Raw genomic sequence first — 12,660 nt, forward strand, 5'->3', positions numbered from 1 at the left:
GGCAAATCCTCCTGTGGAGGACTTGAGGGCTGGACGGGCGGAGCCCTCCCCGGCGAAGGCGGCAGCATACTTCGCGCGGGAAGCGACATGACTTTCGCCTTCGTTGCGAAGCATCGGCATATCTGGCCTGTCAGCTGGATGTGCGAGGTTCTGGATGTCTCCCGATCCGGCTTCCACGCGTGGCTCAGAAGACTGCTCGGCGAGCGCGCGGCCCATGGCGCAAAGCTCGTGCAAGCGATCGACAGGAGCTTCAAGGCGAGCGATCGCACCTAGGGTGCCCGGCGGGTCTGGCCTGCGGCCTGCACCGGATCGAGCGGCTCATGCGGCAGAATGCCATGCGGGCCCGTCCCAGGCGTCCCGGCAAGCCTGAAGACGATGGCGAACGATCCGTCATCGCCGACAATATTCTGGATCGCGATTTCCGCGCGGAAGCCCCGGACCAGAAGTGGCTCGCGGACTTCAGCTGCATCTGGACGGCCGAGGGCCGGCTCCATGTGGCGCCTCGCCATTGGTCCAAGGGCAATGGCTCGATGCCGGACCTGTTCTCGCGACGCGTGGTGGGCTGGTCAATGACGGCGGATCGCGAGCCACATTGGTCATGGACGCGCTCATGACGGCCGTCTGGCGCCGCGGCAAGGACGGCGAGCTGCTTGGCCATTCGGACCAGGGGGCGCAATACACGAGCAAGCAGTTCCAGTGGCTGTTGCTCGACCATGGGATCACATGCTCGATGAGCAGAGCTGGAAACGTCTGGGACAATTCGGCATGGAGAGCTTCTGTTCTTCCCTCAAGACCGAACGGACCGCGCGCAAGGTCTACCGCACCCGTGACGCCGCCCGAGCTGACGTCTTTGACCAAATCGAATGCTTCTGTAACCTGGGACGCCGGCATTCGAGGCTGGGCCATCCAAGTCCGGTAGAGTTTGAAGCCCGAGCCATGCAAACCTAGCCCGATCTCCACGAAACCGGCAGCAGGCCAGATCCCGCTCCAGCATTGCGGCCGACCAAGGCACCGGCGTCCCGCAGTCCGGCCCGCAATGCCGCCCGGCTCGACGGCACAATCGGGACATTGGTGCCAAGATCAAGCGCCGCGCCGGGGAAAACGCGGGGGCCTGCCGCCCGATGGGCTCCGGCCCTCCGCTCCTCAATTCTCCCACCGGAGAATTTCCCGCTTGAATTGACCGGCCCGGAAACACGGGCACCCGCCTCCTGATCGCCGCGGCGACCGCCACGCTGACACCGTATCCGGGCATTTTTCTGCAAGCGCAGCGTTTTCTCCGTCGGCACGACAGTCCCCGTACGGCTACCTGATCCTACCAACCCTGGTTTCGACTAACCAAACGGCAACCTTCGACGGGAGCGAAGCTGCAGCCGGGCGCCATGGACCTGAAACAGGTTCCTCTCCAACCTGTCGGCGACAGCACTGCATTCGCCTGCCGGTCAGCCGATCAAGTCCGGCCGCGGCGCCATCCGGCTTGGCAGCCACCCAATCCTGGAATTTGCGCGCTTCCACCTCCGAATGTCGGTCCCGTCGGGCGAGGCACAGTGCCGAAGCGGTTCAAACCTCCCGCCCCCCTCTGCATCGCCCTGGCACATGTGCCGTCAGGACGAACTGCCCGGCCCGCCATCGATGCCTGTTGAACCTGGCGCCGTTTTGCCGGATCTTTCCCTCAGGCAGACAGGCACGCCGCTGGAACACCATATGTTGAACATGAAATCCGGGCACTCCAAGACAGGGCCGGGCGGCGCGTCCGGCGGACCCGCCTGCCCCGTCGTATGGCTGCTCGGCAAGACCGGGGCAGGCAAGTCGTCGCTCGTCTGCGCCCTCACCGGGGAATCCGCCGCCGAAATCGGAAACGGGTTCAAGCCCTGCACGCGCTCCGCCCGGAGCTACGACTTCCCGCCGGAGCAGCCGCTCGTCCGCTTCCTCGACACGCGCGGCCTGGGAGAATCCGGCTACCGGCCGGAGGACGATCTCGAAGCCTGCCGGAACCGGAGCCACGTGCTGCTCGTCCTGTGCCGTCTCGACGATCCGGTGCAGGGCATGGTTGCCGGCGCGCTGGCCGACATCCTGCGCCACGACCGCAAGATGCCCGCCATTCTGGTCCTGACCGGCAGGGACCTCGTCGTCGATCCCGGTGCGCTGGAACGCGCAGAGCGCACCATTGCCGCCGGGATGAACCGGGCCGCCGGCCGGGACCTGCCTGCCGCCGTGCTGTCTCTGGCGCCCGGCAGGGCCGCCGACGGCGAGGGGCTCGACGTCCTCCGGCAGCTCCTGCTGGACGCCCTCCCGGCGGCCGGGCTGGTCCTCGAGAAGACCCGGGCAGGCGATGCCGAGCAGCTCGAGTTCCAGAAGCACAAGCGCTTCATCCTGTCCTGTGCCGGGGTTGCGTTCACCAGCGACGTCGCCCCGGTCGTCGGCATGGTCGCGGTACCCGCCACGCAATTGAAGATGCTCCACGACCTGGGCCGCCGCTACGGGGTGAAGTGGGACCGGAAGATCGGCTCGGCATTCCTGGGCACGATGGGGCTGGGCATCGGCGCCCGGTTCGCGGCGAATTTCGGCCTGCGCGAGCTGGCCAAGCTGGTCCCGGTCTACGGCCAGACCGCCGGAGCCGCCGCCGCCGGGGCGATCAGCTTCGCGACCACCTACGCGCTCGGACGCGCCGCGGCCTACTTCCTCTACCGGACGGCCAACGGCAGCCCGCCCGGCGAGGAAGAGCTGCGCCAAGTCTACCGGCGCGCCTTCGACAGGTCCTCGAATGAAGCTGGCTGAGCGCCTCCGCCCGGCCCTGCTGCGCTGGGACCGCATCCTGGCGGTCGCGGCGCTGGCGCTGCCCTTCCTGGCGGCCATGGCAGCAGGCTTCGCGTGGATGATCGAGCACGGCCATCTCGTTGCCTTCATCGTCGCCTCGATCTCGCTGGGGGGCGTGGTGGCTGCCATCCGGCTGGCGCGAATCTGGATGCGGTCGCGGGACACCGGACAGGCGGCGCGCCCCGACCAGCTGCATGCCCGGATCGATCCGGCCTGGGGCGAGAGCGAAACTGCGGCATTCCGGGCCGCGCAGTCATACATCGAGCAAAAGACGGCAAGTCCCCTGCCCTGGGACGAGCTCCAGCCGGCAGCGCTGGACGTGGTGCTGATGGTCGCGGCCGCCTCGGGAAAGGGCGGCAAGGGGCTGCTGGATTTCACCGTGCCCGAGGCCCTGCTTCTCATGGACCGGATCTCGGTGCGCCTGCGGTCCGACATCCGCGACAAGGTCCCGTTCTCGGACAGCATCTCGGTCGGCACGCTGCTCTGGCTATGGGAGCGCCGCGACGTCGCGCGCAAGATCCGCAGGCACGGCTGGAACGCATGGCGGGTGATCCGGGCGGTCAAGTCCCTGCCCACGGCCGTCCTGCGCGAGATCGAGGGCGTGATTGCCGAAGGCCACACGTCCTTCGTCACCAGCGAGGGCGCGGCCATCCTGCAGGCGCTCCTGCTCGAGGAAGTGGCGGCGGCGGCGGTCGATCTCTATTCCGGACGGCTGAGATTTTCTGACTCCGAACTGCTCGACCTCGGCCTTGCCGCAAGCGATCTGGACCGGGCGCGCCTGGCCTCGGGGGACATGCCGCTGCGCATCGCCGTTGCCGGCCAAGTCAGCGCCGGCAAGTCGAGCCTCGTCAACGCGCTGCTGGGAAGCGATCTTGCCGAGGTCGACGTGATCCCGACCACCGACGCGCCGAAGGCCTATCCGGCATGCTTCGCCGGCGTGGATGCGGTCCTCCTCGACATGCCCGGGCTCGACGGCTCGAAGGAGCTGGAAAAGAAGGTCGCCGCGGAACTTTCGCGGGCGGATCTCGTCATCTGGACGGTCCGCGCCAACCGGCCCGCGCGCGATGCGGACCGTTCGGCGATCGCGGCGCTGCGCAACGCCGTCTCCGGCGACCCGCGGCGGCGGATGCCGCCGGCCATCGTTGCCGTTTCCTGCGTGGACGAGGTGCTGGAGACCTGGCCCTTCCCCGAGGGCCATCTGACCGAGGGCGCGATGGAGCGCGTCGTCGAGGTGGTCGAGGCCGTGCAGAAGGACCTGGACGACCCGCGCATCGCCGCCAGCACGATCCCGGTCGTTCTTGCCGCGCCGGACTGGCATGTCGACCGGCTGCGCGACCGCATCGGCAGCCTCATCGGCCCGGCGCTCGACACGCAGCGGAACCGCCTCCGCATCGAGGGAAAGACCTCGGGCGCACGGAAGGAGGCGTCTCGCGCCGGGTCGGGCCTGCGCAGCGCGATCTCGGCCATCGGACGGCGGTATTCGCAACCGGACGGCGACGGCGGCGGGCAAAGCTGAACGGCCCGATTTCGCCGCCCCATGGTCCCATGCCGGCGGACAGGACGGCACGGGCAGAGGCGGATTGCGCGCATGCCCGCCTGCCCCGGCGACGTCAGAAACTGCCCTCCGGGCGGCCGCCGATGAAAGGCGACAGCACGGCATAGGCGAATTCGTGGCACGGCGTCGGGATGCCCAGGTCCCGGCCGCGGCGGATGACTTCGCCGGAAATCCAGTCAAGCTCGATCCGCTTGCCGCGCAGCAGGTCGTCGAGCATTGAGGCGTGGATGTCCGGCGGCAGCCCCATGAGGAAATCGAAGGCGCTCCGGGCGGCATCCGCGGGGATGGCCGCATGGGACGCCCGCGCGATCGCCGCGGCTTCTCCGACCAACGATTCCAGGAGGTTGCGCGCTGCTTCCGTCTGCTGGATGGCGCCGATGTTCAGCCTTGCCGAGACGGTCGCCGCCGAATAGGCGGAAAGCCGGATGAATTTCTCCCAGAGAGCCCGCCAGATGTCCTCCGACAGCGTGGCCGGAACGCCGGCCTCCAGGAAGGCGGCGTGCAGCCCGGCGGCCCGCTCCGACGTCCCTCCGCCGTAGGGGCCGAATGTGATGCCGCCCAGTTGCGCCTCGGCGGGGGTCCTGACGACCCCGGGTTCCCTGATGTCCGCCGGGAGCAGCACGACACCCGGCAGGACCCGCTCCGCGCCGAAGGCCTCCGCCAGCACCGGCTGCGCCCAGACGCCGTTCTGCACCGTCAGTATCGCGGTCCCAGGTCCCACGAGGCCCGCCATTTGCCGGACCGCCTGCTCGACGTCGTAGTTTTTGACCGCGAAGAAGATCAGGTCGCCGCGGGCGACCCTCGACACGTCGCCGGTCGCATCGACCCGGTCCAGCCGGAAATTGCCCGAGCGGCTCTCGATGCTCAGGCCGTTGCGCTGCATCGCGTCCAGATGCGCCCCGCGGGCAATGTAGGTGACGTCGTGACCGCTGCGCTGCAGCCGGGCACCGAAGAAGCACCCCATCGCACCGGCGCCAAAGATGATCGTCCTCATGCAGCCTCCCTTCCCGGCGGGAGCCTGGATCTGGCCCGCCTGCGTTCTGTCCGGAACATGGCGCCTGCCGCCCGCGCGGCCGACCGGCAGCGGACCGCCGGCCGGTTCACGCGGCCCGCGCGGAAATCATCGCGACGGGCGCGGGCACGGTGTACCACTCCCCGTCGGAATGGCTTTCGCGGACGCTCCTCGTGATCGCGCCGGAGATTTTCCCGACGGTCTCCGCGGTCTGGCTCCGGATCAGCATTCCGGCGCCCACGGTCGCCGTCAGGAAAATCTCGAAGAGCTCCTCCGGCCGCTCCAGCCTCCAGGCCGCGGGAAGCGTGCGGTGCTCGGCCAAGTCCAGCCCCGCGCCCGCCAGCATCTCCCGCGCCGTGTCCGGATCCGCGAAGGCGAACAGGTCGGGCTGCGCCGGCGCGGCCGAGAAATCTGCATTGGCCTTGAGCGCAGCGAAGACCGCACCGAAGGCCGGCGAGGCGCCGGGACCGACCCAGGTCGCCATAGCGAACTGCCCGCCGGGCTTCAGCACGCGCCTGACTTCGGACAGCGCCTTGGGCTGGTCGGCTATGTGCATCATCCCGAAATTGCACACGACCTTGTCGAACTGCGCGTCCGCGAACGGCATTGCCGCCGCGCCGCCCGCGGCAAGCGCCGCCGTGAGCGTTCCCTGGCCGCAGCACAGATCCAGCACCTCGTCGCCGGGCGATATCTGCGTCGCAACGATCTCGCGGGCAATGCTGTCCGTGATGGGACCGAAATGCCGGACATAGGCGTCCACGATGCTGCCATCCGACCAGCCGTCGCGTTCGCGGGTGCCGAATTCGGAATAATCTGCCATGGCGGAGCATCCTTCCGAAATGCTGCGCACAACCTATCATGGATGCCCCCTTTCCCGAAGCCCGCCTGGCGTGCGATCGGGCACTGGGCCCAAACGGCCCGGGGCGGTCAGATTTCTATCAGCGACCCCGCACCGGGCCTGTCATAGCCGAACTCGGTCTGGAGCCGCGCCTGGATGTCGAAGGACACGCAATGGACCGGCAGAAGGCGCGGAATGCCTTCCGCCTTGAACCACGCGATCGTCTCGTCGACGGCAGGCTTCTCGGGATTGACCAGATGGAACCCGCCGATGACGGCATGCAGGTCCTGGCCGGTCACCGCTTTCGCATGGGTGCAGATGTTGCAGATGCCGCTGTGCGAACACCCTGTCAGCACGACCGCGCCCTCGGAGGTCCTGAAGGCAAGCGCCGTGTCATCCTCCATCGCATCCTCGTAATAGCGGCCGCGTTCGAACGGCACGACCCGCGGGATCTGCCCGAGGAAGAACGCGCCGGGTGCGATCTCATGCGGCTCCGCGGCCTCGACAATCTCGAAATCCGCGCGGATCTTCCGCTCGATCTCGGAATACCTGTGGGGAAGGTGGCGGTCGGGCGGCTCGATGAACGGATCGAGCAGCGCGCTCAGGACCCGCGGGTGCAGGACGAGCCGCTTCCTGTCCTCGAAAGGGTGGAACAGCAGGCCGCGGGTATGGTCGCTGTGGAAATGCGACAGCACCACGGCATCGGCGGATTGCAGGTCGACGCCCGCCGTCTCGGCGTTCCGGCGCCAGACATCCGACCAGCCGGTGTCGAAGACGATGTTCGTCCCGCCGTATTCCACCCAGGCGGAGAAGCCCCATTCCGCCAGCCAGAGCAGATCGGAAACGAGGTTCTCGTTCAAAAGCCGGATCTTCATGGGCTCCGCCCCTCCATCCCTGCCGGAGAGCAGCCTAGCAGGTTTCCCGAGAAACTCCCACGGTTGCATTCCGGGCACCCACTTCATGGCAAGATTGTCTGCCGCAGGGCCCGGCCCGGACGGACGGAAGGGGCGCGGATACCCCGCGCCACACCGCGTCACGCTGCGTCCGCTGCCGGCCAGCCCGATCGTCACCCGCTCAGGATCGCGCTTCAGCCCGCAGCGGGAAATCATCGCGGCCGAGGGGGCGTTGTCCGGCTTGGGTTTTTCGAGAACCCAGGGCCAGCCGAAACGCCCACGGCCCCGGCAAGGAGTGCCGCGTTCGCCCGCAGGCCGGGGCCGCAGCCGCGATGCTCCGGGCTGACCGAGACTCCCCCGGCGAAAAACCGGCCCGCCATCGGCCCGCCGGGGTGGTTGCGCATGCAGCCTGAGGCACAGGCCGCGATCCCGACTTCGGCATCCCGGATGCCGGTCCGCAGCGACGGCACGTGCTCCCCGTTGAGGCAATAGGCCGGCGCCAGAGCAACCCCGGACGCGGCATGGTGCGCCTGCACGGAATGGATGGCCGCGTCGCCGTAACGGTCGTCATGTCCGGTCTCCGCCCCGCTCGGCATGGATAGGCCGCATCCTGCCACTGATCCAATCGCAGTTTGCCATGAATGACATCGCCATGGCCAACATCAGGAGCCTCGATCTCGACCTGCCCGCAACGTTCGACGCGCTCTGCCCGGAGCGGAGCGTCACCCGCGCCGCGGAACGGCTGGCGCCGACCCAGCCCGCGGTCTCGGGCATGGTCAAGCGCTTGAGGGCAGCCTTCGGAGACGAGCTCTTCCTGCGCAGCGCGCACGGCATCGTGCCGACGCACGAGCCGCTGGACCTCGAGCCGCAGGTCGCGCAGATCGTCGGAGCCGCGCGGACTCCTGGCGGCGGAGACCTTCGATCCCGGCAAGACGCGGTTCACGGTCCGCCCCTGCGGCAGCGGGTTCCTGCACGAGACGCTGCTGGGCGCCTATGCGGCCGGCATCCTGGCCGCGGCACCGCGGCGAAGGTGCTGCAGGCGGACCGCCCCGCCGAAGGGGCGCCGGAGCCGGAGGCCGGGGCCGAAAGCCTTCTTGCACACGGCGGCATCGACCTGCCGGTCGGCATCGGCGAAACCGCGCCGCCGGAATATCCGGCGCTGCCGCTCCGGTAGGAGACGCTTGTCTGCGCCTCCAGCTATCCCAGGCCCCGCGACGGCCAGGCCATCCCGCTGGAAGAGCTCTGCCGGCTGCGCCATGTCATCCTGCGGCGGGGCCGCAGCGGCGCCATGCGGGGCTCCGTGGACGGCAGGCTCGGCGCGGGCAGGCTGGCACGCGCATCACCCTGGAGGTTCCCAAATTTTGCCTCCCAGTTCCAGGCGAAGCGGAACGGCGGCTTCGTGTCGTTCCTGCCCGGGCGGCTGGCCCGGATTAACGCGGCCTCGGCCCGGGTGCCGCGCACGGGGCTCGACATGCCCGGCCGCACCGGCGTTGCGCAGCATGCCTGGCCGAGGGAGGGGCTGCTGGCCGCCGCGGCCCGGCTGCAGGACCCGGGCCCGGCAGGCTAGGCTCCGGCCCGGCCCGTCTTCAGGCGGGCACCTTGGAAGCAGAAGGCCGTCACCAGCTCCGCCCGCTCGATCCGCAGGTTCGCGCACGCCGCCTGCGAGGCCAGGTTGCCCTCCTTGACGCCGGTGCGGAAGCTGCGCATGCCCTGCTCTTGCCACATCTCGGCGATGGCCATGGCGCCCAGCTGCCGGCCAAGCCCTGCCCCCGGAGATCCTCCGGCGTTGCCGGCGCGCGAAGATACCGGCGCATGCATCGCGCAGGACGTGGCCGTCGCCACCGGCGCGCCCGCCCTGTCGATGGCCACCAGGCAGAGACCCGGCAGGATCCCGCCCCGCATCGCTTCGCCCGGCATGGTCGGAAGCCCGCAGGACCGGCACAGCTCCACCGTCGCCGTGACCGGCGCGGACGGCGAACCGGCGTCCAGCCGGAGAATTCCGAGCCCCTCCGGAACGGTCCGCGCGGCCAGAAGCGTCCGGCTCGCGGCATGGGCTGCGGCGCCGCCCCGATGGATCGGGCTCGAGGCGACACGCAGGCCATGGCCGCGGAGTTCGTCCATCACCGGCTCCAGCCCGGAACCGGGAAGGAAGAAGCACATTCCAAGCCCCTGCAGCCGCGCAAGTCCCGGCAGGATCTCCGCCGTGTCCCCCCGTGGATCGCTCAGCGACAGCACGGTTCCGCAATGGGCAACGCGGGGATCGCCGCGCATCAGGCTCCAGAGCGCGGCCGCGCGCTGCAGGAGCCCCTCGTGCGCGTCGTCTCCGAACAGTTCCCGGCAGTGCATGGCCCGATTTCCCACCGTGTCGCTCTGGAACCGCGGCGCCGTCAATCTGCCGCGCTTGCAGGGCCGTTCCGCAAGCTGGCAGGTGCCGCCTTCGCGGACGGACAGGCCGATCCGCGCGGGCAGGCGGCATTGCACCCGACCGGCGGGGCCACAATCGGAAGCGGCCGCCGCCATCGCAAGGCAAGGGATCGGCCGGAACCAGGGCCGACATGACGATCGCACGCACCGCGCGGCGTGCGGGCAATCAGTACCGGCTCAGCGCAGCGGCGGAGCGGAACCGTCTTGCCGGACACGGACCAGGCACGCTGGATAGCCTTGCAGCCAAGGGAATGCGCCTTGCGACGCGCCGCGGCGGCGAAGGCATGACGTCTCCTGCGGCCCGCAGTGCACCTATCGTTCGTAGGGATGTTCAAGGGCCGGGATTACCTTGCCCCTGGCCTCTCCGAAGCCGATGGTGTAGCCGTCGCCTTTCGTGGCGCCGCGCAGGGTCAGGGTGTCGTTGTCGGCGATGAAGCTGCGGGTCAGGCCGCCGGGCAGGTCCAGCGGTTCCTTGCCGCCCCAGCTCAGCTCCAGCAGGCTGCCGCGGTTGCCCTTCTCTGGCCCCGAGATCGTGCCGGAACCGAGAAGATCGCCGACGCGCATCGAACATCCGCTGGTCGTGTGATGCGCCAGCTGCTGGGCCGCCGAGAAATACATCTCGCAGTAATTCGTGCGGGAAATTACCGTTTCCTCGCCGCCCTCGGGGGTCAGGCCGACCTCCAGCGCGATGTCGTAGAGGCCGGGCAGCGCCTCCTCCAGGTAGGGCAGGATTTCGCGCTCGCGCGGCGGGATCGCCACGCGGAACGGCTCCAGAGCCGCCGCCGTCACGATCCAGGGGCTGATTGTCGTCGCCGTCGCCTTGGCCTGGAACGGCCCCAGCGGCTGGTATTCCCAGGCCTGGATGTCGCGCGCCGACCAGTCGTTCAGCAGGACATAGCCGAAGATCATCGCCCCGGCCTCGGCCACCGTCACCGGGCCGGAACTCGGCTGGCCGACAATGGCGCCGAGCTCCAGCTCGATGTCGAAGCGCGCCGAGGGCGCGAAGCGCGGCAGCGCGTCGTCCGGTCCCTTCACCTGCCCCCAGGGGCGGCGCACTTCGGTGCCCGAGACCACGACCGAGGACGCCCGGCCGTTATAGCCGATCGGGATCGACAGCCAGTTCGGCGGCAGCGCATTCTCGGCGCCGCGGAACATCGTGCCGACATTCATCGCATGGTGCTTCGAGGCGTAGAAATCGGTGTATTCGGCAACCGTCATCGGCATGTGGAGCGCCGCCTCCGCCAGCGGCACCAGATGCTGCGCGACGGCCGCTTCGCTGTCCGAGCCCTCGCCCAGAAGCGCCGTCAGCTCGGCCCGGAAGGAGGCCCAGAGCGCCGGGCCATGGGCCATGAAGGCGTTCCAGGCGGGCGCATCGAAGGTGCCCGGCGGCACCGCGACGAGGCCCGCGGCCGCCAGCGCCGCGACGTCGAGCACCTTGTCGCCGATCGCCGTGCAGCAGCGGGGCGCGCCGCCTGCCACCGAGAACACGCCGCAGGGCAGGTTGTTGAGCGGGAAGGGACAGGCCGCGTCATTGGCAGCCGGGAGCCAGGAACGGATCAGGGTCATGGGAACTTTCGCGTGTCTTCTGTTCGGGACCGGCGGGGGCCGGGAAGGGCCCCCGCCGCCTGTGCCGCTGCCGGACGGGACAGCCGGCGGCGGCGCGTGACCTTTCTGCCCGGAGGGGCGGCGTCATTTTTCGCCGGGCGTGCCGTCGAACTTCTTCTCCAGCGAGGTCCAGCAGTCGATGTAGTCGTCCTGCATCGGCGCTTCGCGGGCGGCGAATTCGGTCAGGTGCTGCGGGAAACGGGTCTCGAACATGAAGGACATCGTCTTGTCCTGGAAGACCGGCTCCATCGGCTCGTTCGAAGCGCCCTCGAAGGCGTTGCGGTCCGGGCCGTGCGGCAGCATCATGTTGTGGAGGCTGATGCCGCCCGGCACGAAGCCCTGCGGCTTGGCGTCGTAGATGCCGTAGATGTTGCCCATCAGCTCCGACATGATGTTCTTGTGGTACCAGGGCGGGCGGAAGGTGTTCTCGGCCACCATCCAGCGCTCGCGGAACAGCACGAAATCGATGTTGGCGGTGCCTTCCTGGCCCGAGGGCGCGGTCAGGACGGTGAAGATCGACGGGTCGGGATGGTCGAACAGGATCGCGCCAACCGGGGAATAGGTGCGCAGGTCGTATTTGTAGGCGCAGTAATTGCCATGCCAGGCGACCACGTCCAAGGGCGAATGGCCGATCCAGGTCTCGTGGAACTCGCCGCACCACTTGATGACGACGCGGGATTTCGCCTCGCGGTCCTCGAAGGCGGCGACCGGGGACTTGAAGTCGCGCGGGTTGGCCAGGCAGTTGGCGCCGATCGGACCGCGGTTCGGCAGGTCGAATTTCTGGCCGTAATTCTCGCAGACGAAGCCGCGGCAGGGGCCCTCCAGCACCTCGACGCGGTAGACGAGGCCGCGCGGCAGGATGGCGATTTCCTTGGGCTCGAGGTCGATCACGCCGAGCTCGGTGCAGAAGCGCAGCCGGCCCTCCTGCGGCACGACCAGCAGCTCGCTGTCGGCGGAATAGAAATACTCGTCCACCATCGACTCGTTGACCAGATAGACATGCGTGGCCATGCCGACCTGGATGTTGACGTCGCCCGCGGTCGTCATGGTGCGCATGCCGGTGATCCAGGTCATCGGCTCTTCGGAATGCGGGATCGGGTCCCAGCGGTACTGGCCGAGCGAGACGATGTCATTGGCCGCCGCGCTGTCCTTCGCGGTGGTCACGTGGGGGGCGGTCTTCCAGTAGGGCACCGCGATCCTGGCGAAGCGCCCGGCATGCTTGACACTGGGCCGGATGCGGTAGCACCAGGTCCGCTCGTTCTGCCCGCGCGGCGCGGTGAAGGCGGTGCCGGAGAGCTGCTCGGCATAGAGGCCATAGGCGCATTTCTGCGGGCTGTTCTGGCCCTGCGGCAGCGCGCCCGGCAGGGCCTCGGTCTCGAAGTCGTTGCCGAAGCCCGGCATGTAGCCCTCATGCGTCCCGGCCGTCCCGGCCGCACGGACCATTCCCTCGGGAAGGCTGTGGCTCGTCATCGTGAAATCCTCCGTTGCGGCCGGGTCTCCCGTCCCGGCCTGTGCCTTG

9 protein-coding genes and 2 pseudogenes are annotated in these 12,660 nt (G+C 69.0%); 5 read left to right on the forward strand and 6 right to left on the reverse strand.

Translation table 11 applies throughout. From position 1 onward, the window contains the following. Positions 1 to 54: 54 nt before the first annotated feature. The 3 genes and pseudogenes from HCC78_RS33625 to HCC78_RS34735 form a co-directional block, all read left to right on the forward strand. Positions 55 to 948, forward strand: a pseudogene (locus HCC78_RS33625) (IS3 family transposase); the annotation flags it as partial. 753 nt (positions 949 to 1,701) lie between these two features. Continuing rightward, a complete protein-coding gene (locus HCC78_RS07880; RefSeq protein WP_172328204.1) occupies positions 1,702 to 2,775 on the forward strand; it encodes a YcjF family protein in 1,074 nt (357 codons plus the stop codon). After that, complete coding sequence (locus tag HCC78_RS34735) at positions 2,762 to 4,330, forward strand: dynamin family protein (protein ID WP_172328205.1); 1,569 nt, start codon at positions 2,762 to 2,764, stop codon at positions 4,328 to 4,330. The genes HCC78_RS07880 and HCC78_RS34735 overlap by 14 nt, the downstream gene beginning before the upstream one ends. Positions 4,331 to 4,424: 94 nt before the next feature. On the opposite strand, the gene HCC78_RS07890 is transcribed toward HCC78_RS34735, so the two are convergent. The 3 genes from HCC78_RS07890 to HCC78_RS07900 all read right to left on the reverse strand — a co-directional run bounded on the left by HCC78_RS07890 (position 4,425) and on the right by HCC78_RS07900 (position 7,094). After that, positions 4,425 to 5,363 carry a ketopantoate reductase family protein gene (locus HCC78_RS07890; protein WP_172328206.1) on the reverse strand — a complete coding sequence of 313 codons (939 nt, stop codon included), beginning with the start codon at positions 5,361 to 5,363 and terminating at the stop codon, positions 4,425 to 4,427. Between the two features lie 106 nt (positions 5,364 to 5,469). Next, complete coding sequence (locus HCC78_RS07895; protein WP_172328207.1) at positions 5,470 to 6,201, reverse strand: class I SAM-dependent methyltransferase; 732 nt, start codon at positions 6,199 to 6,201, stop codon at positions 5,470 to 5,472. 107 nt (positions 6,202 to 6,308) lie between these two features. Next, complete coding sequence (locus HCC78_RS07900; protein ID WP_172328208.1) at positions 6,309 to 7,094, reverse strand: MBL fold metallo-hydrolase; 786 nt, start codon at positions 7,092 to 7,094, stop codon at positions 6,309 to 6,311. Positions 7,095 to 7,749: 655 nt separating this feature from the next. Here HCC78_RS07900 and HCC78_RS07905 point away from each other — a divergent pair. After that, entirely contained in the window at positions 7,750 to 8,286 is a 537-nt protein-coding gene (locus HCC78_RS07905) for a LysR family transcriptional regulator (RefSeq protein WP_216671070.1), read from the forward strand. A gap of 18 nt (positions 8,287 to 8,304) precedes the next feature. Beyond that, positions 8,305 to 8,679, forward strand: a pseudogene (locus tag HCC78_RS34740) (hypothetical protein); the annotation flags it as partial. Here the strand turns inward: HCC78_RS34740 and HCC78_RS07915 are convergent. From HCC78_RS07915 to hmgA, 3 genes are all read right to left on the reverse strand, one after another. Next, complete coding sequence (locus tag HCC78_RS07915; RefSeq protein ID WP_172328210.1) at positions 8,676 to 9,458, reverse strand: hypothetical protein; 783 nt, start codon at positions 9,456 to 9,458, stop codon at positions 8,676 to 8,678. The pseudogene HCC78_RS34740 and the gene HCC78_RS07915 overlap by 4 nt on opposite strands. 390 nt (positions 9,459 to 9,848) lie before the next feature. Then, positions 9,849 to 11,102, reverse strand: a complete 1,254-nt coding sequence (gene fahA / locus HCC78_RS07920) for a fumarylacetoacetase (RefSeq protein WP_172328211.1) — start codon at positions 11,100 to 11,102, stop codon at positions 9,849 to 9,851. Positions 11,103 to 11,225: 123 nt separating this feature from the next. After that, entirely contained in the window at positions 11,226 to 12,611 is a 1,386-nt protein-coding gene (hmgA, locus tag HCC78_RS07925; RefSeq protein ID WP_172328212.1) for a homogentisate 1,2-dioxygenase, read from the reverse strand. Positions 12,612 to 12,660: the final 49 nt, after the last annotated feature.

Source organism: Mangrovicoccus sp. HB161399 (assembly GCF_013184745.1).
Lineage (GTDB): Bacteria > Pseudomonadota > Alphaproteobacteria > Rhodobacterales > Rhodobacteraceae > Mangrovicoccus.